General features: G+C 73.4%; 21 protein-coding genes. 7 read left to right on the top strand and 14 right to left on the bottom strand.

Features of this window, described 5'->3' with window-relative positions; translation table 11 throughout:
- Positions 1–5: 5 nt before the first annotated feature.
- Together ACZ6W9_RS16320 and ACZ6W9_RS16315 are read right to left on the bottom strand one after the other, a co-directional pair.
- Positions 6–1739 (bottom strand): serine/threonine-protein kinase, encoded by a 1734-nt coding sequence (locus ACZ6W9_RS16320; protein ID WP_470118369.1) that lies wholly within the window; start codon positions 1737–1739, stop codon positions 6–8.
- Positions 1740–2061: 322 nt separating this feature from the next.
- Positions 2062–3252: an ROK family protein gene (locus ACZ6W9_RS16315; RefSeq protein WP_470118368.1), complete on the bottom strand. Its 1191-nt coding sequence runs from the start codon at positions 3250–3252 to the stop codon at positions 2062–2064.
- Between the two features lie 71 nt (positions 3253–3323).
- Here ACZ6W9_RS16315 and ACZ6W9_RS16310 point away from each other — a divergent pair, with 71 nt between their 5' ends.
- Both ACZ6W9_RS16310 and ACZ6W9_RS16305 read left to right on the top strand, forming a co-directional pair.
- Positions 3324–4490, top strand: coding sequence for an MFS transporter (locus ACZ6W9_RS16310; protein ID WP_470118366.1), 1167 nt, complete (start codon positions 3324–3326; stop codon positions 4488–4490).
- Positions 4491–4630: 140 nt separating this feature from the next.
- A complete protein-coding gene (locus ACZ6W9_RS16305) occupies positions 4631–5722 on the top strand; it encodes a YncE family protein (RefSeq protein WP_470118364.1) in 1092 nt (363 codons plus the stop codon).
- A 144-nt stretch (positions 5723–5866) separates the two neighbouring features.
- Here ACZ6W9_RS16305 and ACZ6W9_RS16300 read toward each other — a convergent pair whose 3' ends face one another.
- Positions 5867–6574, bottom strand: coding sequence for a class I SAM-dependent methyltransferase (locus ACZ6W9_RS16300; protein WP_470118362.1), 708 nt, complete (start codon positions 6572–6574; stop codon positions 5867–5869).
- Positions 6575–6955: 381 nt separating this feature from the next.
- Here ACZ6W9_RS16300 and ACZ6W9_RS16295 point away from each other — a divergent pair, with 381 nt between their 5' ends.
- The gene (locus ACZ6W9_RS16295; protein ID WP_470118360.1) at positions 6956–7651 is read left to right on the top strand and encodes a B3/B4 domain-containing protein; all 696 of its coding nucleotides are present in this window, start codon (positions 6956–6958) and stop codon (positions 7649–7651) included.
- Here the strand turns inward: ACZ6W9_RS16295 and ACZ6W9_RS16290 are convergent.
- The 7 genes from ACZ6W9_RS16290 to ACZ6W9_RS16260 form a co-directional block, all read right to left on the bottom strand.
- Complete coding sequence (locus ACZ6W9_RS16290; RefSeq protein WP_470118358.1) at positions 7648–9660, bottom strand: hypothetical protein; 2013 nt, start codon at positions 9658–9660, stop codon at positions 7648–7650. The genes ACZ6W9_RS16295 and ACZ6W9_RS16290 overlap by 4 nt on opposite strands.
- The gene (locus tag ACZ6W9_RS16285; protein ID WP_389960106.1) at positions 9657–10826 is read right to left on the bottom strand and encodes a Gfo/Idh/MocA family protein; all 1170 of its coding nucleotides are present in this window, start codon (positions 10824–10826) and stop codon (positions 9657–9659) included. Before ACZ6W9_RS16285 ends, ACZ6W9_RS16290 begins: the two co-directional genes overlap by 4 nt.
- A 107-nt stretch (positions 10827–10933) precedes the next feature.
- Positions 10934–12559: a type 2 periplasmic-binding domain-containing protein gene (locus tag ACZ6W9_RS16280; RefSeq protein WP_389960104.1), complete on the bottom strand. Its 1626-nt coding sequence runs from the start codon at positions 12557–12559 to the stop codon at positions 10934–10936.
- A 23-nt stretch (positions 12560–12582) separates the two neighbouring features.
- Positions 12583–13449: a carbohydrate ABC transporter permease gene (locus ACZ6W9_RS16275; protein ID WP_389960102.1), complete on the bottom strand. Its 867-nt coding sequence runs from the start codon at positions 13447–13449 to the stop codon at positions 12583–12585.
- Between the two features lie 77 nt (positions 13450–13526).
- The gene (locus ACZ6W9_RS16270; RefSeq protein ID WP_470118355.1) at positions 13527–13724 is read right to left on the bottom strand and encodes a hypothetical protein; all 198 of its coding nucleotides are present in this window, start codon (positions 13722–13724) and stop codon (positions 13527–13529) included.
- A complete protein-coding gene (locus ACZ6W9_RS16265) occupies positions 13725–14489 on the bottom strand; it encodes an ABC transporter permease subunit (RefSeq protein WP_470118353.1) in 765 nt (254 codons plus the stop codon).
- 228 nt (positions 14490–14717) lie between these two features.
- The gene (locus tag ACZ6W9_RS16260; RefSeq protein WP_470118351.1) at positions 14718–15863 is read right to left on the bottom strand and encodes an ROK family protein; all 1146 of its coding nucleotides are present in this window, start codon (positions 15861–15863) and stop codon (positions 14718–14720) included.
- 497 nt (positions 15864–16360) lie between these two features.
- Here ACZ6W9_RS16260 and ACZ6W9_RS16255 point away from each other — a divergent pair, with 497 nt between their 5' ends.
- The 3 genes from ACZ6W9_RS16255 to ACZ6W9_RS16245 all read left to right on the top strand — a co-directional run bounded on the left by ACZ6W9_RS16255 (position 16361) and on the right by ACZ6W9_RS16245 (position 18913).
- Positions 16361–16789 carry an ATP-binding protein gene (locus ACZ6W9_RS16255; protein ID WP_389960095.1) on the top strand — a complete coding sequence of 143 codons (429 nt, stop codon included), beginning with the start codon at positions 16361–16363 and terminating at the stop codon, positions 16787–16789.
- A 58-nt stretch (positions 16790–16847) separates the two neighbouring features.
- A complete protein-coding gene (locus ACZ6W9_RS16250) occupies positions 16848–17822 on the top strand; it encodes a D-isomer specific 2-hydroxyacid dehydrogenase family protein (RefSeq protein WP_470118349.1) in 975 nt (324 codons plus the stop codon).
- A gap of 188 nt (positions 17823–18010) precedes the next feature.
- Positions 18011–18913, top strand: a complete 903-nt coding sequence (locus ACZ6W9_RS16245) for a phosphotransferase family protein (RefSeq protein ID WP_470118347.1) — start codon at positions 18011–18013, stop codon at positions 18911–18913.
- Positions 18914–18943: 30 nt separating this feature from the next.
- Here ACZ6W9_RS16245 and ACZ6W9_RS16240 read toward each other — a convergent pair whose 3' ends face one another.
- On the bottom strand, positions 18944–19798 hold the full coding sequence (locus ACZ6W9_RS16240; RefSeq protein ID WP_389960086.1) for a PHP domain-containing protein: 855 nt from the start codon (positions 19796–19798) through the stop codon (positions 18944–18946).
- A 92-nt stretch (positions 19799–19890) separates the two neighbouring features.
- Here ACZ6W9_RS16240 and ACZ6W9_RS16235 point away from each other — a divergent pair, with 92 nt between their 5' ends.
- Positions 19891–22404: a serine/threonine-protein kinase gene (locus ACZ6W9_RS16235; RefSeq protein WP_470118345.1), complete on the top strand. Its 2514-nt coding sequence runs from the start codon at positions 19891–19893 to the stop codon at positions 22402–22404.
- A 167-nt stretch (positions 22405–22571) separates the two neighbouring features.
- On the opposite strand, the gene ACZ6W9_RS16230 is transcribed toward ACZ6W9_RS16235, so the two are convergent.
- The 3 genes from ACZ6W9_RS16230 to ACZ6W9_RS16220 form a co-directional block, all read right to left on the bottom strand.
- Positions 22572–23753 carry a M20 metallopeptidase family protein gene (locus ACZ6W9_RS16230; RefSeq protein ID WP_389960080.1) on the bottom strand — a complete coding sequence of 394 codons (1182 nt, stop codon included), beginning with the start codon at positions 23751–23753 and terminating at the stop codon, positions 22572–22574.
- A 176-nt stretch (positions 23754–23929) separates the two neighbouring features.
- Positions 23930–25231, bottom strand: a complete 1302-nt coding sequence (locus tag ACZ6W9_RS16225) for an amidohydrolase family protein (protein ID WP_470118343.1) — start codon at positions 25229–25231, stop codon at positions 23930–23932.
- 19 nt (positions 25232–25250) lie between these two features.
- The gene (locus ACZ6W9_RS16220; protein WP_389960075.1) at positions 25251–26441 is read right to left on the bottom strand and encodes an FAD-dependent oxidoreductase; all 1191 of its coding nucleotides are present in this window, start codon (positions 26439–26441) and stop codon (positions 25251–25253) included.
- Positions 26442–26492: the final 51 nt, after the last annotated feature.

The raw sequence follows: 26492 nt of genomic DNA, 5'->3' as shown, positions 1-26492 counted from the left end.
CCGTGTCAGCGGTCGCCGAGGTTCTCGAGGATGGCGCGGACCTTCCTGGCGTTGGCGTGGTGCGGGCCGTACCTGCGTTCCAGGTCGGGCAGCAGGCGGCCGAGCGTGTGCCCGGCCCGCGCCGTACGGCCCGCGCCGAGTTCCACCAGGCCGATCTGGCAGCGGAGTTCGAGGATGCGGTCCTCCTCGGCGCCGAGCCGCCTCTCGTCGTCGAGGAGCCGGCGGAGATCGGACAACGCGAGGTCGGTCTCGCCCACGGCCGCGTGGCAGTTCGCCTCCATCAGCCGGCAGCGCAGGGCGAGGTTGCTGCCCGGCCCCTCCACGGCGGTGGCGTCGGCGGCCAGCCTGCGGAACTCCGGCGCCGCCCTGCGGTAGTCCCCGCCGAGGAAGAGGAGCTCGGCGAGCTCGATCCGCAGGCCGATGACCTCGGAGCTGGTCGGGCCGAACGACCCTGCCGCGGGGCCCACCATCTCCGCCAGCGCGTCGGCCGCCTGGCCGAAACGGGACGACGCCTTGAGCGCCTCGGCCTCCCGGCGGGCCCGCTCGATGTCCTCGTGCCCGATCTGCACCGACCCGGCGGCGAACCGGAACCGCGGCCGCACCGGGTGGGCGAGGCCCCGCCGTTCGCGGTGCTGCTGCCGTTCGGCGTGCGGGGCCCGTTCGGGGTGCGCGGCCCGGCCGGAGTGGGGGATCCGTTCGGCCTGCGGGGTCTGTTCGGCCTGCGGGGCCCGGTCTGTGTGCGAGGCCCGGTCGGGGTGCGGGACCCGGTCGGCGTACGGGACCCGGTCGGCGTGCGGCGGGGCGGTGATGCGGCCCACGACCGTGGCGTACATCCGTGCCGGATGGGGCGTGTCCAGGTCGACGTAGCCGGGGAAGGGCGGCAGCTCGCGGCAGAAGTCCAGCAGCCGGTCGTAGACGACGTCCGCGGCGTCCGGCCGGTCGTCCGGATCCTTGGCCAGCAGCCACAGGACGAGGCGTTCCAGCTCCTCGGGGACGTCCGGCCGCCTGGCGCGCAGCGACCTGGGCGGGACGTCGGTGTGGTTGCGCATCGTGGCCAGCGCCGTGGGGGCCGCGAACTGGTTGTCCCCGGCGAGCATCTCGTCGAGGATCACTCCGAGGGCGTACAGGTCGCTCCGCGGGCTGACGGCCCCGGTCATGGCCTGCTCGGGCGCCATGTACGCGGGAGTGCCGAGCACCTCGCCCGTCCCGGTGAGGCGGATCCCCCCGTCGGCGTCCGCCCCGGCGGAGGCGAGGGCGGCGGCGATGCCGAAGTCGAGGACCTTGACCGTGCCGTCGGGGCAGAGCATCAGGTTCCCGGGTTTGAGGTCCCGGTGCACCAGCGCGTCGGCGTGGGCCACGGTCAGCACGGAGCACACCTGCGCGGCGATCGCCGCGGCCCAGGCCACGGGGATCGCGGTCTCGTCGAGCAGCGCCGAGACCGGGATCCCCCTGATGAGCTGCATGACCATGTAGAGGTCGTCGCCATGTGGGCCGCAGTCATAAACGGTGGGAACGCCGGGGTGTTCCAGTCTGGCCGTAATTCGCGATTCGCGCACGAAACGCCGGGCCAGTTCCTTGTCCGGGCGGCCATCGGGAAACCGGGCTGTTTTGATGAATTTGACGGCGATCCGCCGGTCCAGGCGGTTGTCGTAGCCGAACCAGACCTCCCCCATTCCGCCGGAACGGCGGGATGCGGGATCCAGCTCGTAACGTCCGCCGATGACGGTTCCTCTGCCCAAAACCCCGCCTCCAGGAAAGGCGTCAACTTGTCGGATAAATCCGGAGAACCTTACGACGGAAAAATACAGGTTCGCATGCCGCGCCGCCGAGGCGTCTCAGCAATCGGCCGATCCCGGCCTCCGTCACCCCGTCGGCGGGGCGTTTTCCGGTCGCACGGTCCCGGCCCCTCTCGCCGCCTTGACGGACGTTTTCCGGCGGAACGGCCACAGTTCCCGCCATCGCCTCGATGAGCGTTTTCCGCCGGGCCCGTCAGGCTCCGCTTGCCCTGCCGGGGGCGTTTTCCCGGCGGTTTCCGGTTCCGGTTTCCGCCGGCGGCGGGGATCAGCCGAAGACCCTGTCGCGCGTGAGGTCCAGGGCGGTCAGGACCGCGCCCTGCAGGACGGCGTTGCCCGCCACCGTGCTCGCGCGGACCTCCGTCGGAGCCGGGGACAGGTCGCGCAGCCGCCCGGCGACCGGCTCGGCGAGGCCGGCGCCGCCCTCGCGTCCGATGCTCCCGCCGAGGATGACCAGACCGGGGTCGAGGATGGTGACGAGGGCGGCGGCGCAGGCGGCGATCCGCCCCGCCGTCTCGTCCCTGTCGAGATCGCGCAGGACGTCGGGCCCCACGAGGTCGCAGAAGAACCCGCCGTCCGTCCGCAGCATGCCGATCTCGCCCGCGCCGCCCGACGCGCCGCGCCGTATCCGGCCGTCCAGCACGAGCGCGGCGCCCACGCCCTCGTCGAGCCAGAGCAGCACGAAGTCGTCGCGCCCGGTGGCGGCTCCCGTGCGGTGCTCGGCGACGGCGGCGAGGTTGACCTCGTTCTCCAGCGTCACCGGGACGCCCAGGCCGCGCCGTACCGTCTGGAGCAGGCCGGGCTCCCAGCCCGGTACGTCGTTCGGGGCCACCAGGTCGCCGCGCCGGGGGTCCACGAGGCCGGGCGCGCCGAGCACGACGGCGTCCAGGGCCCGGCCCGCGGCGGCCTCGGCGACGACGCTTTCGATGAGCGCGGACAGGCCGGACGTCCCGTCGGCGCCGGAGGACGCGGAAGCGGCGCCGGCCTCGTCCGGCCCCGCCGTACCGGAAGTGCCGGAAGTGCCGGACGAGACGGAGGGATCAGAGGAGCCCAGGGGACCGGAGGGCCCGCCCGGGACCGCGCCCCCTCCGAAGCAGGGAGTGGAACCGCGACCGGTCCAGGGAAAGTCGCGTACGGCGGAGCCGACCGTCCGGCCGGTGATGTCCGCGACCGTCACGTCGACCGCGGTGCGCCGCACGTCCACCCCGGCCACGTGGGCGCGGCCGGCCACGATCCCGAACAGCCGGGCGTTCGGTCCCCGCCGGTTCTCACCGCACTCGCCGGCCACCTCGATCAGGCCGCCGTCCCGCAGCCGCTCGATCAGGTCGGACACGGTGGGCCTGGACAGACCGGTGAGCTCGCGGAGCTGCGGGGCGGTCAGCGGACCGCGTTCGAGCAGCAGATCGAGGACGAGCCGATCGTTGATCGCCCGGGCCGTCGCCGGGGTCGCGGTCTTCATCCCGCCATATTAGTCAGGGATCCTGCCTGTTCATCTTTTAATCAGGAAGCCTGCCTGTTAGATTCTCCGGCATGAGCCCCCACCGTGCCATCGCCGCCGTCTTCGCCCTCCACGGCGCCGTCGCGGGCAGCCTGGCCACCCGCGTCCCCTGGATCCAGGACCACCTCGGCCTCAGCCCGGCCGTCCTCGGCTTCGTTCTGTTCTGCCCCTCGATCGGGGCCTTCGTGGGGATGCCGATGGCAGCCCGGCTGGCCCACCGCCTCGGCGGGACCGTCGCCACCCGCCTCCTGATCGCGCTGTGGTGCGCGGGCCTCGCTCTGCCCGCCCTCATGCCCGCGCCCGCCTGGCTGTTCCCCACGTTCCTGCTGTACGGCGCGGCCGCCGGCATGAGCGACGTGGTGATGAACTCCCACGCCGTGGTGGTCGAGCGGCACCTCGGGCGGTCCATCATGTCGGGGCTGCACGGCATGTGGAGTGTGGGCAGCCTGGTCGCCGCCGGAGCCGGGACCCTGGCCGCCCAGGCGGAGATCGACGCCCGCCTGCACCTCGGGGTGACCGCGCTCGTACTGGTCGCCCTCGCCGCCGTCGCCGGGCGCGGCCTGCTGGCCGACACCACCTCCGCCGGCGCCCCGGCGCCGCGCCGCTTCGCCCTGCCCTCGCGGGCCATCGCGGTCGTCGGCCTGCTCGGGTTCTGCGCCACCTTCGCCGAGGGGTCGAGCACGAACTGGTCCGCTCTCTACCTGACCGAGGTGACCGATGCCGGGCCGGGCGTCGCCGCCGCCGGCTACACGGTCTTCATGTTCTTCATGGCGGGCACCCGTCTCATCGGGGACCGGTTCGTCCGGCGCTTCGGGGCGGTGGCGACCGTCAGGGCAGGCGGCGCCGTGGCCGTGATCGGCGGTGTGATCGTGGTCGCCTCCCGCGCGCCCGTCCCGGGCATCGCCGGGTTCGCCCTGCTCGGGCTCGGAATCGCGGTGATCGTGCCGCTGGTGTTCGTCACGGCGGGCAACATCGGTCCGACGCCGGGGGACGGCGTGGCGGGCGTCGCGACCATCACGTACCTGTCGGGGTTGCTCGCCCCCGCCGTCACCGGCTGGATCGCCGACGGCCTGTCCTATCCGGCGGCGTTCGGAGTGATCACCGGTGTGATCGCGCTGGTGCCGTTCCTGGCCGTGGCCCTGCGCCCGCGTGCCGCGGCCTCCGCCCCGGAACCGGCGGTCCCGGCGGGCCGCGGGTGACGGCGGTCCGTGCCGTCCCCGGTGCGGGAAGCGTGGGAAAATCCTCCTTAACCGGGATCGATCCCATCGAACTTCTCCCCGGATCCGGCGGTCCAACCGGGTGAAGTCCACACGGGGGACTCATCGACTCGGGAGGTCCGATGAGAACGAAGGTCGCAGCGGTCACGGCGGCGATCCTGACCGCCACGGCGCTCGGGGGGATCGGGACCGCGAACGCGGCACCGGCGTCGCAGACGAAGGCGGTGTCGCCGACGGGGACGGCACTCCACGCCGGCGCGGCACCGTACGGCGGGACCGCGCGTCATGCGGACGCTGGACATCACGCGGACGCGGCACCGCACTCGGAGGCGATCCGGTACGCCTCGGTGCGGGGCTGCACCGACAAGCACGAGGTGCGGTACCCCTGCGGGAGGTGGCGCCTGGTCACCCACGGCGGCGAGCGGCGGGAACTGCCGGACGCCCGCACCACGCCGGTGGACGGGAAGGGCAGGCCGCGGAAGTACTCCGTCGCGCCGATCGAGGTCAGCGGCGACGGCCTGCACGTCGCCTACTTCAGGAAGTCCGACGGCCGGCTGGTCGTCCGGGAGATCGGCGGGCAGGTCCGCGCCATGGCCGGCGTGCTGCCCGCCCGCGTCGGGATGGACGATGTCACGCTGATCCTGTCCCAGGACGGCGCCCGCCTGGCGGTCGTCCTGCCGGAGGACCGGAAGCTGCACTCCCGGGTGTACGACACCGCGAATGGCGCGCTGCTCTGGACCGTGCCGTGGAACCGGGTGCTCCTCGGGTTCAGCGCCGACGACGACGAACTCCTGACGCACAGCGAGACGACCGACACGGTCCTGCGCGTCCTCGGGCCGTCCGGGGAACGGCTGCGCGGCCGGACCCTGGACGTCGCCGAGGGCGTCTACGCCCCCTACGGCCTCGCCGCGGACGGCACGACCGTGGTGACGGCGCAGGAGAAGCACGGCCGGTGGGACGTCGTCGTCCACGACCTCGCGTCGGGCAGGGTCCTGACCCGGGTGCCGGTCGGCAAGAACCCGCCCGAGACACTGGCCTGGACGGGTCCGGAGGAGGTCACCGCCCACTTCGTCACGTACGGCGGGAACGTCAACGGCATCCGGCCGACCCGGGTGCGCGTCGTGCGGATCGACACGGCCACGGGGAAGAGCAGGGTCCGGGAGTCCTACAAGGTCCTGTCCGACACGATGTCGTTCGCCGGCTGCGGCGGCTGATCCCGCCTGCCCGTGAAACGGGCTCCGCTCCCCCACGCCCGTGGCCGTCCTCGCCGGTCCCCGCGCCGCGGGGACCGCGGCGACTTCCGGGGCCCGCACCGTGGGGACCGGTTCTCCGGGCTCGGCCCGGCGGATACCGCGGCCTCAGGCGGAGGGCTCGCGGGCGGAGGATTCATGAGCGGAGGGTTCGTGAGCGGAGGGCTTGCGGGCGGCGAACCGTTCGATGACGCCGCGCGTGAGGCGTTCGTGGCGCTCGATCCCGAGCCCCATCGCCCGCACCCGCGGCAACGGCCGGCGGCGGTAGTGCTCGCCCTGCAACGGCACGGAGACGGCGTCGGCCAGCGTCTGCAGCACCCGGACCGGCCAGGAGGTCGAGACCACGTGGTCGGCCAGGAGCAGCAGGCCGCCCGGCCGCAGGACCCGGGCCATCTCGGCGAGCGCCGCCTCCTCGTCGGGGATGGCGCACAGCGAGAACGTGCAGACGACCGTGTCGAAGCGCGCGTCGGGGAACTCCAGCGCCCGCGCGTCGCCCTGGCGCAGATCGGCCGCCAGGCCGAGGTCACGGGCCCGGCGGCGGGCGATCACGAGCATGGGGTCGCTCCACTCCACCCCGGTCAGCCGGATGCCGGGCGGGTAGTGGGGAAGGTTCAGGCCGGTGCCCGCGGCCACCTCCAGCACGTCGCCGGCCGCCTGCCCGCACAGCCAGCGGCGGGTGTCACCGAAGAACCTGCGTTCCGCGAACGCCATCCGACGGTCGTAGGAGTCGGCCTGCCGGTCCCAGTACCGGCGCAGCCGCCTCTCCCGGCCGCCTTCTTCCGCCCGTCCGTGTTCCCTCGCCGCAGAGTTCGCCATCGCTTCACCCTAACCAGGCGTTTCCGGTCACGGCGCGGTCCCGCCTCCCGGAACCGGACACCGGACGCGCGGTGGACCGTATGGACCTGTCTGACGCGACGCCATTGGACCTGTCCGTTGGACCGATGTGGCGGCAGGGTGAACTCGCGAGCCTGGGATCCGCCAGGCGCGGACGCTGGAGCTGAGCGCGGTCTTCATGCTGATCACCTTCGCCGTCTTCGCCGTCTACGGGCTCTTCGCCGCCTCGGTGCGCGACCGGGCCGTCTCCCGGCCGCGGGTGACGGCGTGGCCGGGGAGGGTCTTCGCCGTCTCCTTCGTGGCGCTCGGCGTCCGGCTCGCCCTCACCGACCGTCAGCCCGATCCACGACAGAGGTCCATCCCATGCATCTGCAGCACTCGCCCGAGGTCCGGGCGGAACATCCGGAGCTCGTGGCCGGCGCCGTGTTCGCCACCGGGATCACCGCGGACGTCTCCGCCGAGTCCCGGATCGCGGTGTACACCGCGATCGCTGAGTCCCGGCTCGCGGCCGGCCCGGAGACCGGGTTCCCCGAGATCCAGGCCTGGCGGCGGGCGTTCTCCAGGATGGGACTCAAGCCGACCCAGTACCGGTGTGCCTCGGAGGCGCTGCTGCGGCGCTTCAGGAAGGAGGGGGTGCTCCCGCGGATCCACCCCCTGATCGACCTGTGCAACGCGATCTCGCTGGCGTTCGCGATCCCGGTGGCGGCGCTCGACCTCTCCCGGGTCTCCAAGGGGCTCGACGTACGGCACGCGGACGGCGACGAGGTCTACCGGACCTTCTCCGGGGAGACGGAGCACCCCGACCCGGGCGAGGTGATCTTCGCCGACGCCGCGGGACGGTCGCACGCCCGGCGCTGGACCAACCGGCAGAGCGGCCACTCGGCCGTCCGGGACACGACGGCCACCGTGCTGATCGTCACGGAGGCCGTGCACGGCACCGCGTCCGCGGACATCCCGGAACTGGTGTCCGCGGTCACCGGCGAACTGCACCGCGTGTGGGGAATCACATCGCAGAGCGCGGTCCTGACCCCCTCCGCCCCCCGCTTCGAGTTCCCCTAGCTTTCCAAAATCAGGTAGCCGCGGTGTGGCACCTCCGCGTCGACCGTCACCCGGTCGCCGTCCCGCCGCACCGGGACCTCCCGCGGCTCGGTGAGCGGTTCCAGCAGGGTGGCGCGGAGCCCCTCACCCGCGGGGAAGCCGGTGACGACGGGCACGGCGGGGTCGGCCGAGCCGTTGACGACGGCCAGCCGCCGGTGGCCGCCCACCCGCGCGTACTGCGGCATCAGGTACGGCCCGCCCGAGACCATCGGCGACCCGCCGTCCGACGCCGGCGACCATGCGCCGTCCGGTCCGCCCGGGGCCGGCGGCGACCCGCCGTCCGACGCCGATGACCGTCCGCCGTCCGCTCCGCCCGTGACCGCCGGCGACCCGCCGAGCCAGCGGACCGCCGCCTGCGCCAGGCGCAGCCCGTCGTCGCACCGGCCCAGCCGCTCCGGCGCGCACGCCGCCATGGTGAGGACGCGCCCGCCGAGGGTGTTGACGTGCGCCACCCGTCCGGCGCCCCAGTGTTCGCCGCGCGGGGTGAGCACGTCCGTCCACACCTCGGCGTCCCGCGCGGCCGTCAGCCGTGCCACCGCCGCCTGGACGTTGACGCTGAGCAGCGCGCCGCCGTCCCGGACGCGCTCCACGGCGTACGGCCGCGGCGACGTCGTCTCGCGGGTGACGACCTCGGACACCGACGCCCCGAGCAGTTCGCCGTATCCGCGTTCGGTGAGGATCGCCGCGGCGGCGCCGTCCAGCAGCACCCCGCCGCGCAGCAGCTCCGCCGGGTCCGGCACCGCCCAGGCCGTCGCGCCGAACACCGCGGTGACCGGTGCGACGCCCGCCCGGATCGGGATGCCGTACGGGAGCAGGTACTCCGCGGCCCGCAGCGGGTCCGCCACGAGGCCGCCGAGCGTTCCGTCGCCGTGGACGCGGGCGGCGGTGTCCTCCCACCACGGGACTCCGACGCCGAGGGTCTCCAGCTCACCGGTGACCGTGGCGTCCAGCGCCGGGCGGGAACGGGTGAGCATCCGCCCGACCCGGGGGTAACGGCCGGGGTCGCCGGTGACGAACGGGAACACGTCGAGCAGCAGCGCGTCCGCACCGGACAGGTGGGCGGTCACCATCTCCGACCACGTCTGGGTGTCGGACTTGCTCCACTCGGTGTGGGTCCAGTTCTCCACCTCGGGCGCCACCTCGACGCCGGCGGGGCGTGGCGGCCGTTGCAGTTCCAGCATCGCGATGGAGTAGGCGAGCCGCCGGCCGGGGGCGTCGCCGTACGGGGCGAAATGCGGGCGGTGCGCCTCCACCAGGTCGAAGAGCGCGCCCCACGACCTGCCCTCGGCCGAGGCGACGCCGAGGCCCGAGCTCATCAGGCCGAGCCGCGCGCGGCCGGCGACGGCCCGCCGTACCAGGGTGACGACCTCGAGTTGCGCCTCGCGCCAGGTCCGCTGGAGCAGCGCCCGCCACGGGTGCGGCTCGCCGGGCGCGGTGATCGCGGCGACGAGCTCCTCGCGGGTGGGTTCCTCCCCGGCGAGGCGGTGGAAACGCGCCAGCATCCCGGGTTCGAACCCGCCGCCCCAGGTCAGCGGGGCGTGGTTGTGGAAGCGGAAGTCGTCCTCCAGCCACATGACGCGGAAGCCGATGCCGGCGAAGCGCCCGTAGTGCGCCGCCAGCCAGTCACGCCAGACGGGGCAGGCGAGCGACGCGGCGGCCGTGGACGTCTCGCCCGCGGGTGAGACCAGCGGCGCGAAGCCGAGGTCCTGGATCCGCCCGCGGTCGGCGTGGCCGACGGTGACCCACGGGTTGAGGCTGACGGAGACGCCCCGGGCGGACAGGGCGTCCCGGGCCGCGCGGACCGTCTCGAACCACAGGTCCTCGCCGTCGCCGGCGGGGTGCCCGGCGTGCAGTTCCTCCGCGCCGGTCATCAGCACGACCTCCTCCACCCCGTGCGCGGCGCAGAAGTCCGCCAGCGGGCCGGGGTCGCGTCCGGGGAGGACCTGGTAGCGCAGGTGGTAACGGGTCATCGCTGGCCGCGCTCGAAGTAGGCGGCCAGTTCCGGGTCCAGCGGCGGCACGTCGTACGGTGTGCCGCCGTCGCGCAGCGACATCGTGGCCATGTACCCGGCGGCGACGCTCATCCGGGCCGACACCGGTGAGGTGTCGGTGGCCCCGCCCTCGCGCACGAACCGGTTGAACTCCGCGATGATCCCGGTGTCGGCGCCGCCGTGCGAGCCGACCGCCGCGGGCACCCGGTAGGCGATGTCGCAGTCGTCGCGGTAGCCGCTCGGCCCGGTGTTCCAGACCTTGACCGTGTCGCCGGGTCCGTCGCCGAAGTTCTCCAGCCGCCCCTCGGTGCCGATGACCGTGTAGTTGCGCACGTAGTCGGGGCTGAAGTGACACTGCTGGTAGGCGGCGATGACGCCGTTGTCCAGGCGCATGTTCATCACCGAGACGTCCTCGACGTCCACGACGTGGTTGAGGCCGCCGCGCCGGGCGGGCGGCCACTCGAACTCCTTGAGCCAGTTCTCCGGCCGGGGGGTGCCGGGCGCGCGGCGCGGCAGGTCGCCGTAGAGCATCAGGTCGCCGAAGGCGTTGACGCGCGTGGTGTAGCCGCCGGCCAGCCAGTGGACGACGTCGAGGTCGTGGGCGGCCTTCTGCAGGAGCAGGCCCGTGGTGCGGGTGCGGTCGGCGTGCCAGTCCTTGAAGTAGTAGTCGCCGCCGTAGGAGACGAAGTGGCGCACCCAGACGGTCTTCGGCTCGCCGATGACGCCCTTGCGGATGATGTCGCGCATGGTCCGCACCACGCCCATGTGCCGCATGTTGTGCCCCACGTAGAGGCGGGTGCCGGTCTCCCTGGCGGTGCGCAGGATTTCGTCGCAGCCCTCCACGGTGATGTGCAGGGGTTTTTCCAGGTAGACGGCCTTTCCGGCGCGCAGGCAGTCGATCGCGACGCGCTCGTGGGTGTCGTCGGGGGTCATGACGATGACCGCGTCGAGGTCGGGGCGGCCGAGCAGTTCGCGGTAGTCCTCGGTGAGGACGTCGGCGTCGAACCGCGCGGATTGCCGTTTGAGCACCGCAGGATCGGAGTCGCACAGCGCCGCGACCACCGACCCCCGGCCCGGCCGGTGGGCCGAGAGCGCCAGGCTGGTCCGCAGGCCGAGGCCGATGACTCCGATGCGCAGGTCTTCCACTTCTCATCCCTTCTCAGGTCGTACGGCCTCTCAGGTCGTACGGCGGAGCGTCCCTGGGCCGTACGGCTCCGCAGGCCGTACGGCGGGGCGGGTGGTACGGCGGGGCGTCAGCCCTTGGCGATGGACGCCTCGTACTCGGCCCTCATCGCGGCGCCGCCGCGGTCCATCCACTTCTTCACGAACCCCTGCCACTCGGAGAGCGGCTTGCGGCCGGTGACGACGTCAACCACCATGTCCGAGCCCATGGTGGACAGCTCGCCGCCCTTGGTGGTGAAGGTGTCGGAGAAGTGGCCGGTGGTGACGCGCTCCTGGAGCAGGGGCGCGACCTTCGTCTCGAAGTCGTGGATGAGCCGGGTCCCCTCCGGCTTGCCGGGCAGGTAGATCGCGGCGGGTGAGCCGACGACGAACGAGATCGGCTGCTGGGTGGCCGGGACCTCGGCGGCGCCCCGGTCGGTGAAGGTCAGCTCGCCGTCCTTCCGGGTGAAGTGGACGCCCTCGACGCCGTAGTTGACGAGCTGGTTCTCCTCGGTGCCGAACGGCGCGGCCATGAAGTTCAGCACGTTGAGAAGCATCTCGATCCGCTTGGGATCGACCTTCTTGCTGATGGCGGTGAAGCCGACCGAGCCGAGGCCCGCGTTGTAGACGGGCTTGGCGTCCGGGGTGGCGGCGAAGGGGACGATGGCCCCCAGCTCGTATTTCTGCGTCCGCGCGTCGTTGTAGAAGCCGGGGAAGGACTCGACGTAGGCGCCGAGCTGGCCGTTGGCCACCTTCTCCTTGGTGGTGGCGAGCGTGGCGTCGGGCCAGAAGAGGCGGGCCTTGAAGCACTTGACGGCGAACTCCAGGGCCGCCTGGTATTCGGGCGTCTCGTACTGGTGGACCAGTTTGCCCCCCGTCAGCCGCCAGGTGTTCGGCGCGCCGTACCACTGGCTGAACATGTGGACGTGGTTGACGTAGGAGGGTTCGAGCACGTACTTGTTCCGCTTGGCGTCCAGGAGCTGGACGGACTTCTGGAAGAAGTCGTCGGCGCCGGTGAAGCCGATGCCGCCGACCGGCCGCCAGAAGTCCTGGTTGACCAGGTAGACCTGGCCGAAGCGGCTGTAGGAGACGGCCACACCGAAGATCTTGCCGTTGGTGACGGCCGACTTCCAGGCGACGTCCCCCAGGTTCGCCAGGTTCGGGTACTTCTTGATCGCGTCGCCGGCGAGGTGCGGGGTGAGGTCGTGGAACTTGGCCTCCAGCAGCTCGGGCACGCGCTGCAGGCCCTGGTTCGGCGGGAACCACACCAGGTCGGGCAGGTCGTCGCTGGCGATGACGGCGTTGAACTTGTCGGGGTAGCCCTCACCGACCACGATGTTCATGTCCCACTGGGCGTTGAGGCGCTTGCCGAGTTCTTGCAGGTAGGCGCTCTTGTCGGCGCCGGGCGGCGCCACGTCCCAGGTCTGGGTGAGGGAGGTGATGCGGCTGCCGTCGCCGGGCGGCGCCGGGACCGACCTGACGAGCTTCTCGGGGTACTTCAGGTACGACGGGTCCTGGCCGGCGTCGATCGGCAGGTCGGGGGTGGGGATCTGCGCGGGGGTGTAGGTGGGAAGCCGGAGCTTCCTGGACAGGTCGGCGCCGCCCTTTGCGGCTCCGGCGGCGCCGCCGCCCTCGCCTCCGCAGGCGGCGAGCCCGGCGGCCGTGGCGCCGGCGAGCGCGAGTCCGAGGAAACCGCGGCGGGACATGCTCATGGACATGGGTCTCTCCTGGGGGGTGGTTCTCAGCCCTTGATGGCGCCGGTGAGGACGCCCTTGGTGAAGTACTTCTGCAGGAAGGGGTAGGCGAGGAGGATCGGCACCAGGGCGATGACGAGCACGGCCATCTGGACCGAGGCGGTGGGCAGGTCACGGACGATCGCCACGTCGGTGCCCTGCGCGGCCCCGCCGCGGAAGATGTACTGGCGCAGGACGAGCTGGATCGGGTGCCTGTCGTGGTCGTCGATGTAGAGGAGCGCGCTGAACCAGCTGTTCCAGTAGCCGACGGCGTAGAAGAGGCCGACCACCGCGATCACCGCCTTGGACAGCGGGATCGCGATCCGCCACATCATGCGCCACTCGCCGGCGCCGTCCATGCGGGCCGCCTCGAACAGCTCGTCGGGCAGCCCCTGGAAGAAGGCGCGGACCACGACCACGTTGAAGGCGTTCACCAGGACCGGCACGATCACCGACTGGTAGGTGTTCAGCATGCCGAGCTCTTTGACCATCAGGTAGGTCGGGATCATGCCGGGGGTGAACAGGAAGGTGGCCAGCACCATCACGAGGATCGGCCTGCCGCCGAGCATGCCCCGGCGCGACAGCGCGTAGCCGAGGAAGACCGTGCAGAGCAGGCTCAGCGCGGTGCCACTGAGGGTGATGCCGACGCTGGTCAGCACGGCGCGGGTCACCGCGCCGCCGGAAAGCACCAGCCGGTACGCCTCCAGCGTCGGGTGGGACGGGAGGAGCACGTAGCCGCCGCCGTTGGCGACGCTCTCCGCGCGCCCGGTGAGGCTGGTGCCCACGGCCAGACCGAACGGGTACAGCACGGCCAGCACGATCACGGTCAGCGCGGCGGTCTTCAGCGTGCGGCCCGCGACGGTCGGGCGCTCCATCCACGGCGGCCTCGTCGGCGGCCTCGTGAACCTCTGTGCGCGGCCCGCGGCTGCCGGGCGTCGCGTCCGCGGCGGTCTCATCGGTAGATCCCCTGTTCTCCGAAGCGATGGGCGAGCCTGTTCGCGGCGTAGATCAGGGCGGCGCCGATGAGGCCCTTCATCAGGCCGGCGGCGGTGCTCATCCCCCAGTCGCCGTTGATGACGCCGTGGTAGTAGATGTAGGTGTCGATCACCTCGGACGCCTCGGCCCCGACGGCGTCACGCTGGAGCACCATCTACTCGAAGCCGACCGACAGGATGTCGCCCAGCCGCAGGATCAGCAGCATGATGATCACTGGCCGGATTCCGGGCAGCGTCACGTGCCACAGCCGGCGTTTCCAGTCGGCCCCGTCGATCGCGGCGGCCTCGTACTGGCTCGTGTCGATCGCGGTGATGGCGGCGAGGAAGATGATGGTCCCCCAGCCGGTGTCCTTCCAGATCACCTGCGCGGTGGCCATGAGCTTGAACAGCCCCGGGTCGGCCATCAGGTTGCCGATGGTGACGTCGTGCGCGGCCAGGAACGTGGTGATGGTGCCGGCGCCACCGATGACCTGCTGGAACATCGCGACCACGACCACCCACGACAGGAAGTGCGGCAGGTAGACGACGGTCTGGACGAGGCGTTTGACCCGGTCGCCGACCAGCGAGTTCAGCAGCAGCGCCAGCGCGATCGGGGCGGGGAAGTAGAGGACGAGCTGGAGCGCGGTGATCTGCAGGGTGTTGCCCACCGCGGTCCAGAACTCCGGCTCCTCCAGGAGCGTCACGAAGTTCTCCAGCCCCACCCACGGGCTCCCGTCGATCCCCAGGAACGGCGCGTAGTCCTTGAACGCGATCACGTTCCCGAGCAGGGGGACGTAGAAGAAGACGACGAAGTACAGCACGCCCGGCAGGCACAGGAGCAGCAGCGTCCAGTCACGTCTCAGCCGATCGCGGAGGGTCCGGCGTCGGGGGCGGGCGGCCACCTGGACCTCCGCCGCGGGGGCCGCCGTGGATGCGACCACGTCTCACCTCCAGGGTCGGAACGAAGTCCCTGGAGGCTAGCGCTCATTTATGCAAGTAACTAGAGTAAATAGCGCAGAAATGAGCAATCGATGCGCGGCGGCGATCCGGCCGTGACCCAAGGGTTACGGCGGACCGGCCGCCTCCAGGCATGCCTGAACTGCTCTGGGACACGCCCGATCCCAGGGCGCGATGTCACGGACGGACCGCTGCGGCCCGGGAGGGAATATTCAAGCGGGGAGCGTAAAGAGCAGCCGCTCGGCGTGGTCGAGTGCCAGCCGTACGGCGCCCAGGACGATGCACTCGCCGCCGAGCCCGGAGACGACGGCCCGCGGCGGGTACAGGCAGTGCTCGTCCAGCGACTCCTGGATCGGCTCCACCAGCAGGTCGCCCGCGGAGGAGAGGCCGCCTCCGATGATCACCATCTCCGGATCGAGCGGGTTGACCACGGTGATCAGCCCGGCCGCCAGGGCGCGCCCGAACTCCCCGACCGCCAGGCGTGCCTTCTCGTCGCCCGCCCGCGCCCTGCCGACGGCGAACTCCGCGCTCTGCCGGCCGCCCCGCAGCTCGCCGGGCTCCACCGCCATCGAGTAGTCCATCACGTGGCGGAAGGCCGACCAGTTGTCGTTGGGCTGGGAGCCGATCTCGCCCGAGGCGGCGTGGGCGCCCCGGTGCACCCGGCCGCCGATGAGCAGGCCCATGCCGATCCGGTCACCGGCGAAGAGGTAGACCACGTCGTCGCAGCCCCGGGCGGCCCCGCGCCAGTGCTCGGCCATGACGGCCAGGCGCATGTCGTTCTCGACCACCACCGGCGCGGGGATCCGCGCGGACAGCTCGGCGTGCAGGTGCAGCCCGGTCCAGCCGGGCAGCACGATGCTCTTGACCACGCGGCCCTCACCGTCGACGACACCGGTGGTGCCCACGCCCACGACCGCCAGCTCGGCGACGGCGAGCCCGGCGTCGGCGGCGGCCAGCCGGACCAGCTCGGCGACGGCGGACAGCCGGTCGGCCGCCGGGGTGTCGGCGGGAAGCGGCTGCCTGCGCACCGCCCTGCCCTCCCCGCCCAGGTCGCAGACCATGACCTGGAGGCTGGAACTGTCGATGTGAACGCCGGCCACGTGCCCGGAGGAGGCCCGGAACCTGAAGCGCCGGGCCGGACGGCCGCGCTGACGGTCGGCGCGCTCGTCCTCGCCGCACTCCTCGGCCCAGCCGTCGGCCAGCAGGTCCTCGACGATCCCCTCGGCCGTGGGCCTGGAGACACCGGCGGCGGCGGCCAGCTCCGTCAGCGTGGCGAGCTCCCGTCCGCGCAGGATGCGCAGGATCGCGTCGGAGTTGAGCCTTCTCAGAACGGACGCGTCACCGCTCACCTGTCTCATACACCCGATCCTACTTTGACAAGATTCTTGAATAAACCGTAATACCCCCGCCCCGGAGGGGTGCCGCCGACCGGACCCCCCTCGGGCCACCGGTGTCCGGACCCGCTCGGGGACGCCGGTGGTCGGGACCCGCGAGGGGGCGCCGGTGGTCGGGACCCGCGAGGGGGCGCCGGTGGTCGGGACCCGCGAGGGGGCGCCGGTGGTCGGGACCCGCGAGGGGGCGCCGGTGTCTGGACCCGCGAGGGGGCGCCGGTGTCTGGACCCGCGAGGGGGCGCCGGTGTCTGGACTGAGGAACGCAGGAGCGAAGCGACGGAGTGACGAGGGAAGACACCGGTCACCAGCCCCCGAGCCGCGACGCGCAGCGTCGCCATGAGAACAGAAGACACCGGTCACCAGCCCCCGAGCCGCGACGCGCAGCGTCGCCATGAGAACAGCGTCGCCATAAGCACAGCCGTCTGGAAGACATGACCCGGCTCATTGCGGGGACGGTGATCTCGTGAAGGGATCCGAGCTGCTGGGGCACATCTCACTACCAGGAGACGCCGCGTCCGTTCCGCAGGCCCGGCGGTACGTCCGCGACCTCCTGGAGGCCGCGGGCCATCCTCGTACGGACGACGCCCTCCTCCTCGTCACCGAGCTGGTGAGCAACGCCGTGCGGCACTCCGACTCGGGCCGTCAGCCCGGCGGGACGATCACAGTGATCATCATGAACCGGGACGGGACGATCCTCATCGACGTGGTCGACGAGGGGTCGCCGGGCACCGCCCCCGAGCTCAGGTCGGACGTCCGGACCGACTGCGGCGGCGGGCGGGGGCTGTGGCTGGTGCGGGAGCTGTCCACCTCGTGGGGCTGGCGCGACGACCCGGCCGGACGGGTGGTGTGGTTCCAGCTAGCCGAGAACGACCGCGAACCCGTCCACGCGTGACCGTCCGGGCCGCCCCCGGAGGCCGTCCGGCGGGCGGGACGCGGAAGAATGTCCCCCTATGGAAGAAGCCCGCATCGCGACGGCGCCGCCGCCCGGTCCGGAGGCGGACGGGGACGGCGACCGCGCCAACTCCCCCGCCCTCGACCTCCTGCGCGCCCGGGTCGCCGAGGCCGTGACCGCCGGAGGCGGCTCCAACGTCCCGCCCGCCGAGGCCAACGGGCTCGTGTGGCTGACGCCGGGCGACCCGGACGGGCTCGCGCGGCTGCTGGACGGCAATCCCGGGATCGGGTGGGTGCAGTTCCCCTGGGCGGGTGTCGAGAAGTTCGCCGAGGCCGGGATCTTCCGCCGGCCGCAGACCTTCACCTGCGCCAAGGGGTCGTTCGCCGGGCAGGTCGCCGAGCACGCCCTGCTGCTGACGCTGGCCTGTCTGCGCAGCGTCGTACGGCAGGCCCGCACGCCCCGCTGGTGCTCGACGGACCCGCGTTCCCTGCACGGCCGCCGGGTGACGATCCTCGGCGGCGGGGGCATCGCCGCGGAGCTGGTCCGCCTGCTCGCGCCGTTCGGCTGCCGGGTCCGGGTGCTGCGCCGCCGGCCGGACGAGGTCGAGGGCGCCGAGGAGACGCTGCCGGCCTCGGCCCTGCACGACGTGCTCGGCGACACCGACGTCCTGGTGCTCGCCCTCGCCCTGACGCCCGAGACCCGGTACGTCGTCGACGCCGCCGAGCTGGCGCTGCTGCCGCCGCACGCCGTCGTGGTCAACGTCGCCAGGGGCGAGCACATCCGGACCGGCGCGCTGGTCGAGGCCCTCCGTTCCGGGACGATCTCCGCCGCCGGGCTGGACGTGACGGACCCCGAGCCGCTGCCCGAGGGGCATCCGCTGTGGGACGACCCCCGGGTGCTCATCACCTCGCACAGCGCCGACTCCGCCGACTACACCACCCGGGTGCTCGGCGAACGGGTCGAACGCAACGTGCGCAACCTGCTGGCGGGCCGGCCCCTGGAGGGCGTGATCGACCCCGACGCGGGGTACTGACCGCGTCGCCGGGCGCGCGGCGGGATCTCCCGGAGCGCGTCTTCAGCCGCGGAGGACGGCCCCGGCGCCCGATGGCGGCACCCGCTCGGCTCGCGGTAGTCTCCCAGCCTCCGCCCGGTCTCGGGCGCCATGAGGCCGAGCGCGTCGCTCCGCTCATGGAAGACCCCTGCGAAAGGCACGGTGTCACGATGGGCGGACGGAACGACCACCACGTCGACGATGTCCGCGCCGTGGTCGCCGCGCACCTGCCCGGCCATCGCGCCGGCACGGTCGTGCGGAGCGGCGCGGGCCAGGACAACGTCGCCTACGAGGTGGACGGCGAGCTGATCGTCCGCTTCGGCCTCCAGGACGACCCGGCCGAACGGGCCGCGCGGGTGGAGCACGAGTCCCGCCTGCTCGCCGCCGTCGCGGAGATGTCACCGCTGCCCGTCCCCGAGCCGATGTTCACCGATCCCGGCCGAGGCTGCCTGGCCTATGCCAAGCTGCCGGGTCTGCCCCTGCTGCGCCTGCCCGGCCCGACGCGGGAGGCGTACGGCCCGTCGGTCGCGGCGGCGCTCGGCGGGCTGCTCACCGCGTTGCACACCGTACCGGCCGAGCGGCTGGCGGGTCTGGTGGAGCGGGACGACTTCCCACCGGAGGAGTGGCTGCGGGAGGCCGCGGAGACATACGAGACGGTATCCAGGCGGGTTCCGGCGGCGCACCGGCCCGCCGTGGAGGAGTTCCTCGCCGCGCCACCGCCGGCGGGCGGGTGGGAGCCGGTGTTCTCTCACAACGACCTGGGCGTCGAGCACGTCCTCGTCGATCCCGCCACCGGGCGGGTGACCGGGGTCATCGACTGGGGCGACGCGGCGATCACCGATCCGGTCTACGACTTCGGCCTGCTGTACCGCGACCTCGGTCCCTCCGCCCTCGACGCGGCCGTCGGCGGTTACCGCGGCGGCGCGGAGCCCGCGTCCCTGCGCGAACGGGCCGTCTTCTACGCCAGGTGCGGAGCCCTGGAGGATCTGGCCTACGGCCTGGAGCCCGGGCAGGAGGCGTACGCCGACAAGAGCGTCGTCGCGATGACGTGGCTCTTCCCGGTTCAGCCGTAGACGCCGACGCGGCTCACGCCCCGGCGCGACTCATGCCCCGATGACGGGGGCGGCGCCGGTCGCGGCGTCGGCCATCTCCCGGTAGACGGACGGGTCGGTGGTGAACGCGCCGAGCCGTACGGTCTTGTTGGTGCCGTGGTAGTCGCTGGAGCCGGTGACCCGCAGGCCCAGGTCCCCGGCGAGGGCGCGGACGCGGGCCCGGTCGGCCTCGGTGTGGTCGGTGTGGTCGGCTTCGACGCCCCACAGGCCCGCTCCGGCGAGGTCCGCGATGAGCGCGTCGGGCAGGGCGTGGCCGCGGACCTCCGCCTTCGGATGCGCCAGCACGGACACCCCGCCGGCCTCGCGCACCAGCCGGATCGCGGTGAACACGTCGATGTCGTCCTTGGGCAGGCGGTAGCGGCGGCCCAGCCACTCCGGCCGGAACGCCTCGTTCACGTTCCCGACCAGGCGGCGCCGGACGAGGGCCCGCGCCAGGTGGGGGCGGCCGATCGTGCCGCCCGCCGCGTACCCGCGCACCTCGGGGACGGTCACGTCGATGCCGTCGGCGTTCAGCAGTTCGACGGTCCTCTCGGCCCGCCGTTCCCGGGAGCGCCGCACCCTGGCCAGTTCCGCGGTCAGCGGCTCGTACGCGGGATCGAACAGGTAGGCCAGCAGGTGCAGTCCCATCGTCGGTTCCGTGCCGTACCACCGTCCCGACAGCTCGGCGCCGCGCACCAGCGTCAGTCCGGCGGGCAGCGCGGCCACGGCGGCCTCCCATCCGGCCGTGGTGTCGTGGTCGGTGATCGCCACCACGTCCAGCCCGGCCGCGGCGGCCGCGGCCGTCAGCTCCGCCGGGGAGTCGGTGCCGTCGCTGGCGGTGGAGTGGGTGTGCAGGTCGATGCGCATACCGTCAGCTTCCCAGTGATCCGTCCGCCGGTGCGCCGGGGATATGCGCCACGGATGAGGGAGAAGAGGCTTAGATCGGGCAGGGGACCGGAATGCGGATCGGACACGGCGAAACGAGCGGCCCCTCTCACGCGCCGGACGGCTCCCATGTGCCGGGCGGCCCCGGCGCGCCGGCCGGCTCCCACGAGCCGGACGCCACCGGCGCGCTGGGCGGTCCCGGCGCGCTGAGTGGTCCCGGCCTGCCGGGCGGTCCGGGGATGCCGGACGCCACCGGCGCGCTGGGCGGTCCCGGCGCGCTGGGCGGTCCCGGCGCGCTGGGCGGTCCCGGCGCGCTGGGCGGTCCCGGCGTGCCGGAGGGCGGTTCGCGCCTGCTGGCCGGCCGCTACCGGCTGCTGTCCCCGCTCGGCGCGGGCGGAATGGGCGTCGTCTGGCGGGCCAGGGACGAGCTGCTGCACCAGAGCGTGGCGGTCAAGGAGGTCTCGCTGCCCGCCCACCTGTCCGAGCAGGACCGCGAGGAGCGGCTGCGGCGCACCCTCCGGGAGGCTCGTACGGCCGCCGCGCTGCGCGACCATCCCGGCATCGTGACCGTCTACGACGTCGTCGAGGAGGACGACCGTCCGTGGATCATCATGGCCCTGGTCGAGGGGTCGACCCTGTCCGGCGCGATCCGGGCCCGGCGGCGGCTGCCCGAGGCCGAGGTCGCCGTGGTCGGACGGCAGGTGATCGCCGCGCTGATCGCGGCCGAGGCGGCGGGGATCGTGCACCGTGACGTCAAGCCCGCCAACATCCTCCTGGGGGACGGTCAGGCCGTGCTGACCGACTTCGGGATCTCGGCGGCCGCCGACGACGACCACACCGACCTGACCGGCACCGGCCGGCTCGTCGGCACGATCCCCTATCTCGCGCCCGAGCGCTTCGCGGGCCTTCCCGCCTCCGCCGCCACCGACCTGTGGGCGGTGGGCGTGACGCTGTACGAGGCGGTGGAGGGCCGCAAGCCGTTCGCCCGGGGAAGCACGGCCGCCACGATCGCGTCGATCATCAACGGGCTCCCGGACCCGGCCGAGCACGCGGACCGGCTTCGTCCGGTCATCGAGGGGCTGCTCCGCAAGGACCCGGCCGAACGGCTGACCGCGGCCGAGGCGCTCGCGCTCCTCGCGCCGGTCGCCGCGACCGGCGCGACCGGCGCGGCCGCCCCGTCCCCGGCGACCGGCCCCGGCCGCGCAGAAGGCCGGGACCGTACGGCGGGCCCCGGCCGGAGCCCGGCGGCGGCCGACATCCCGGCCACGCAGGCGGGCGAACAGGACTCGTGGGCGGGCACGCCGAGCCCCCGGCCGGGCGAGCGGGCGGCGGCCCGGCGGTACGCGGCGGACGGGCCGGGATCGGCCGCCCGGCGGGCCGACGCGGAGTCGCGGATCCCCGGCGCCGCCGGGTCCCGGTACCCGGACACCGCCGAGCCCCACGATTCGAACACCGTGAAGCCGCAGGACCCGGGCGCCGCCGACTCATGGATCCCGGGTGCCACGGACCCACGGGACCGGAGCGAGGCGGGGCCGCGGGACCTGAGCGACACGGAGCCTCGGGGGCGGACCACCACCCCGAGGTGGAACTCCTGGGCGGCCGGGGCGGGATCGCGGGCGCGGAAGACCGCGGCGGCGGGCACGGGATACGTCCGGGCGCTGACGGCGACCGCGCCGGAACGGCTGCGCGCGCCGCTGCCGGGGGCGCGGGCGGTGGCGGCGTGGTCGCACGCCCTGCTCACCGGGGACACGGCGCGGCGGCGCTCCCTGATGTCGGCGGCGGCCGGGACCGCCGGGCTGCGCGCCCGGGCGGCCGTGGCGACGGGTGCCGCCCTGCTGGCGGCCATGGTGACGATCGCGGTGGTCGTGGCGGCCCAGGCCGTCGCCCCCGGCGAGAGCACCGGCCGGACGTCCACCGTCGCCGAGGGGTCGGCGATGTCCACCGTTCCGACGTCCGGTCCGGCCGTCGGCCGGACTCCGGCGACCGTGGCGAACCGCACGCACGGACCGGGTCCGGGCGGGACCGCCGCTCCCGCCGCGAGTCCCGGCCCGAACGGGACGACCGGTCCGTCGGGGAGCCCGAGTCCGGGGTCCACCGGAGAGCCCGCCGCACCGGCCACACCGCCGCCGGGTTTCCGCCTCTACCGGGACGGCAGGCGCCACTTCTCCCTAGCCGTCCCCGAGGGCTGGCGCCGGGAGGTACGGAATGGCCAGGTGGGCTGGACGTCCGGTAAGAGCAAGAGCCCCTCCGTCCGGCTCCTGGGTGTCTTGGCAGATCCCGGGAAGAAGGAGAAACGCTCTCCGGAGCGCATCCTCGCCGAGCTGCGCGACGGGCTGAAGCCGCTGCTGATGAAGCGCGGCTCCTACCGGGAGTTACACAAGGGCCCGGTCGCCTTCCCCGGAGGGAAGGGCGCCGAGCTGGAGTTCCGTTTCACCCGCAAGGGGTCGCCGAAGCAGGTCCGTTTCTACGCCCGGTGCCTGGTCCGCGACGGCGGCGGCGCCGGGATGTTCTGGTTCTCCACCCCGGCGGAGCGGTCCGGCGCCACCTCGTACATCAACACGTTCGCGAGCACGTTCAGGCTGGGCTGACGGCCTCGGCCGTCGCGGCGCGGGGCCCACGGCCGTCGCGGCCTGGCGGGCCCACGGCGGCCACGTCCGGGCGGTCCCGCGGCCGTCGTGTCCGCGCGGGCCCACGGCGGCCACGTCCGGGCGGCCCCGCGACCGCCGCGGTCGTCCGCCGGCCTTCGGCGGCGCGGTCACTTCCGTGCGGACCGTTTCCCGCCGCCGGCGACGACGCGGGCCGCGGCGAGGTAGGCGGCCAGCAGGCTCTCGGCCACCGCCCTGACCGTCTCGTCCCCCGGTAGGAACGTCGGGGTGTGCAGCCCCGACTCCGTGTCGGTGCCCACGAAGAGCATCAGCGACGGTACGGCCGACGCGAAGTGGGCGAAGTCGTCGGCCCCGCAGGAGCGCAGGGTGGCGGGCGTGTGCCAGGCGGCTTCGGCGAGCAGCCGGGCCGTCTCGCCGGCCAGGAGTTCGTCGTTGACCAGCGGCGGCTCACCCAGCGCGATCCACACCTCCGCCTCGCAGCCGTGGGCGCGGGCGATCCCCTCGGCGATCTCGCGGAACCTGTCCTGCAGCCGCCAGCGCCAGGTCTCCGACATCGCGCGGAGCGTCCCCCTCGCGACGGCCCGGCCGGGGATGGCGTTGGGGGCGGTGCCGGCGCTCACCGTCCCGAAGGTGATGACGGTCGGCACCATGGGGTCGGCGTCCCGGCTGACGAGCTGCTGCGCGGCCACGACGATCTGCGACAGCGCCAGGACCGGGTCCCGGCCGAGCTGGGGGTAGGCGGCGTGGGCCCCGCGGCCCCGCACGGTGAGGGTGAACTCGTCGGCGGAGGCGTTGACCGCACCGGACGTGCAGGCCGTCTGACCGGCGTCGAGCACCGGCTGGACGTGCGCGGCGATCATCGCGCCGATCCGGTGCCGGGCGAGCGCGCCGGACTTGACGATGTCGAGCGCTCCCGAGGGATGGGTCTCCTCGCGGGGCTGCAGGACCGCGACCATCGGGGTGTCCGGCCGGACGCGGTCGACGGCCCTGGTCAGAGCGGCCAGCGCGGCGAGGTGGACGTCGTGGCCGCAGGCGTGCATGGCGCCGTTGCGCGAGGCCCAGGGGACGCCCGTCTCCTCGGTGATCGGCAGGGCGTCCAGTTCGCCGCGCACCCCGACGGCGGAGCCGCCGTCGCCGATGCGGAGCATCGCGCCGGTTCCGGCCACCCGCTCCAGGACGCCGTCCTCGGGCAGCGCGTCGAGCATCCGCTTGAGCGTCGGCTCCTCGGTGCCCGCGACGTACGGCTCGGCGTGCAGTTCCCTTCGCAGCTCGTAGGCGGCGGGGAGCTCTTCGTGGAGCGCGGCGTAGAGTCGCTCGTGAACGTCCTTCACCTGGCCTCCCCGGCCCCGTGACGATGGGCGCCGGTCACCCCGCTTCCTTCCGGGCTTCCCGTGGGCCGGTGGGCGTGGGTGCCGTACATGCTTCCTCCCCGAGATAGACATGCGGTAAGTCCGTTACGTCCACTTAATACGTGTTCCGCTTCCCCAGAGGACGCGGATGATGCGGCTCAGGCTGTTGCCCGGGTCACATCGTCCGCACCGCCGTCCCCCAGCCGGTAGACCCGGCGGGCGTTCGCCGAGCCGATCATCGTGGCCACCCGCACCGCCTGCTCAGCGCTCCACTCCCCCTCGGTCACGAAACCGCCGAGGACCCTCGTCATCGCCCGTCGCCACAGCAGGGCGCCCAGGTGGTGCAGTTCCGCCGGCCCGCAGGCGTCGGAGGAGAAGAGGATCTTGGCGAACGGCGCGAGCTCCAGGCTCTCGGCCACGACGGCCGCCGCCCGCGCCCCGGTGTGGTGCACCCCCAGCCCGACGTCGAAGAAGACATGCGGATACGCCTGAGCCAGGAAGCCCGCGTCGCGGTGGAACGGGTAGCAGTGCAGCAGGAGCAGCGGGACCCCGCGCGGCTCGGCCAGCTCGGCGAAGCCGCGCAGCAGCAACGGGTCGGCGCGGCGGAGGTCGAGGTCGGGGTCACCGTACCCGGTGTGGAACTGCAGCGGCAGCCCGCGCCCGACGCCCGTCCAGACGAGGTGGCGCACCAGCACCGGGTCGTCCAGACGGACCGTGCCGCTCTGCCCGGCCTGCTCGATCCGCCCGGCCCGCCCGGCCCGCCCGGCTTGCCCGGCTTGCCCGGCCCGCTCGATCCGCCGCAGCCAGCGGCCGGCCGCCGCCGTCACCTCGCCCGGGGAGGGCGGGGCGGGGTCGAAGTCGAGGCCGCAGCGGTAGGCGGCGACGGTCTTCAGCCCGCGCGCCGTACGGCTGCGCTCCCACAGGGCCGCCTCGAAGGCGGCGGCGAAGGCCGCGGCGCCGGCGCCCTCGGCGGCGACCCGCTCGGCGACCGCCTCCAGCCGGACGATCTCGTCGGCGGGACGACCGGACAGGGCGGACATCCCGGACGGTCCCAGCAGCTCACCCGGCCGGTGGCCGGTCTCCACCAGGAAGTGGTCCACCCCGGCGGCGGCGAGCAGCCTCCGGGTGGCCTCCTCGGCGCCCAGCTCGGCGCGGCGGGCGAGATAGGCGTCAGGCTCGGGACACGGGACGGGGTAGGCGTCCGGCTCGGGACACGGGACGGGGTAGGCGTCCGGCTCGGGACACGGGACGAGGCCGAGTACGGGCGCGCAGTGGCGCAGGACGGCGAAGCCGAGCTGGGAGTCGAACTGACTCATCCAGGCGGGCACCGGCCGGTCCGACTCGGTGAGCGCCTCCTCGAACTCCCGCCGCGTCAGGTCGCGGACCAGCGCCCCGTGGACGTGGTGGTCCACCAGCGGGATCTCCCCGATCGCCCGCCGCAGGGCCTCCAGGCCGGCCATCGGACCACCTCCGCCCGCCTCACGGCCGCTCTCCCACCATTGTGGACACCGGGTCGTCCCAGGAGAGGCGGTAGTCGTGCATCCAGGCCAGCATGTCCCTCTTCTCCACCTGCCGCATGATCGTCGGCAGCGTGAGGTCGCGGAGGAACGCGCCGACGGGCCCCGGGGCCTTTCCGCTGCCGTTGCGCCTCCCCTGGGCCACGATCTTCTCGACCCGCCCGCGCCGCAGCCGTTCGAAGGCGGCGAACGCGTCGCGCGTGCCGGGCACGTCGCGCAGGCACCTGGCCAGCACCACCGCGTCCTCGACGGCCATCGACGCGCCCTGACCGGAGGAGGGCGAGGTCGCGTGCGCGGCGTCGCCCAGGAGCACCATGCGGTCGTTGAACCACGTCGGCACGGTCGGGAAGTCGTAGGTGTTCCAGGGGCCCAGGATGTCGCGGGTCGCGCCGATGACGTCGGCCATCGGCCCGGTGTCGCCCTCGAACAGCTCCAGCAGCCTGGCCCGCCACCGTTCCGGGGTGATCGCGGCGAGCTCCTCGGGGGTCGGCTCCCCGGGGCTCGCCGGGTTGGCGAACCACCACACCTCTCCGTCCGGGTGGATCAGGTAGCCGAAGAAGCACCTCCTGCCGAAGATGAAGTGACTCGTCCCCGGGACGCCCGGCACCGTGACGCCGCGGGCGAAGCCGCCGGTGTTCAGCAGGCCGACGTGCCGGGCCCGCGGCGCTCCGGGATCGATGATCGTCCGGGTGCGTGAGCGCAGGCCGTCGGCGCCGACCAGCAGGTCGCCCTCGGCGGTGCTTCCGTCGGCGAACACGGCCCTGACGCCGTCCGGGGTGACCGAGGCGTCGGTGAGACGCCTGCCGTAGTGGATCGGCACGCCGCGCCGTACGGCCTCGTCGCGCAGCACCCGGTAGAGGTCGGCGCGCCTGATCGTCCGGGAGGGCTGGCGCTGGACGGCGAGCAGCCTGCCGCGCCGGTTGAGGATCTCCATCCGCGGCGTGTCCATGCCCAGGTCGCGGACGAGGTCGTGCAGGTCGAGCAGGCGCAGCGCCTCCATCCCGTTGACCGCGAGCGTGAGGAAGGCGCCCACGCCCTCGGAGCCGCGGTCGTACGCCTCGAACACCTCGCCGTCGATGCCTGCGCGCCGCAGGGCCATGGCCGTCACCGGACCGGCGATGCCCCCGCCGATGATCAGAGCTTTCTTGGTCATAAGATGAATATACATAAAATGACTATCGGGGACCAGGGACGGCCGCCGTTA

This window comes from Streptosporangium sp. NPDC053982 (genome assembly GCF_055585205.1).
This window is presented reverse-complemented; position numbering and strand designations above follow the sequence as displayed.

Coding starts and splice junctions, on each gene's coding strand:
- ACZ6W9_RS16220 (WP_389960075.1), bottom strand. CDS start 26,441: ATGACCAAGAAAGCTCTGATCATCGGCGGGGGCATCGCCGGTCCGGTG.
- ACZ6W9_RS16300 (WP_470118362.1), bottom strand. CDS start 6,574: ATGGCGAACTCTGCGGCGAGGGAACACGGACGGGCGGAAGAAGGCGGC.
- ACZ6W9_RS16295 (WP_470118360.1), top strand. CDS start 6,956: ATGCATCTGCAGCACTCGCCCGAGGTCCGGGCGGAACATCCGGAGCTC.
- ACZ6W9_RS16270 (WP_470118355.1), bottom strand. CDS start 13,724: ATGGTGCTCCAGCGTGACGCCGTCGGGGCCGAGGCGTCCGAGGTGATC.
- ACZ6W9_RS16310 (WP_470118366.1), top strand. CDS start 3,324: ATGAGCCCCCACCGTGCCATCGCCGCCGTCTTCGCCCTCCACGGCGCC.
- ACZ6W9_RS16275 (WP_389960102.1), bottom strand. CDS start 13,449: ATGGAGCGCCCGACCGTCGCGGGCCGCACGCTGAAGACCGCCGCGCTG.
- ACZ6W9_RS16250 (WP_470118349.1), top strand. CDS start 16,848: ATGGAAGAAGCCCGCATCGCGACGGCGCCGCCGCCCGGTCCGGAGGCG.
- ACZ6W9_RS16225 (WP_470118343.1), bottom strand. CDS start 25,231: ATGGCCGGCCTGGAGGCCCTGCGGCGGGCGATCGGGGAGATCCCGCTG.
- ACZ6W9_RS16245 (WP_470118347.1), top strand. CDS start 18,011: ATGGGCGGACGGAACGACCACCACGTCGACGATGTCCGCGCCGTGGTC.
- ACZ6W9_RS16235 (WP_470118345.1), top strand. CDS start 19,891: ATGCGGATCGGACACGGCGAAACGAGCGGCCCCTCTCACGCGCCGGAC.
- ACZ6W9_RS16290 (WP_470118358.1), bottom strand. CDS start 9,660: ATGACCCGTTACCACCTGCGCTACCAGGTCCTCCCCGGACGCGACCCC.
- ACZ6W9_RS16315 (WP_470118368.1), bottom strand. CDS start 3,252: ATGAAGACCGCGACCCCGGCGACGGCCCGGGCGATCAACGATCGGCTC.
- ACZ6W9_RS16240 (WP_389960086.1), bottom strand. CDS start 19,798: ATGCGCATCGACCTGCACACCCACTCCACCGCCAGCGACGGCACCGAC.
- ACZ6W9_RS16260 (WP_470118351.1), bottom strand. CDS start 15,863: ATGAGACAGGTGAGCGGTGACGCGTCCGTTCTGAGAAGGCTCAACTCC.
- ACZ6W9_RS16280 (WP_389960104.1), bottom strand. CDS start 12,559: ATGTCCATGAGCATGTCCCGCCGCGGTTTCCTCGGACTCGCGCTCGCC.
- ACZ6W9_RS16305 (WP_470118364.1), top strand. CDS start 4,631: ATGAGAACGAAGGTCGCAGCGGTCACGGCGGCGATCCTGACCGCCACG.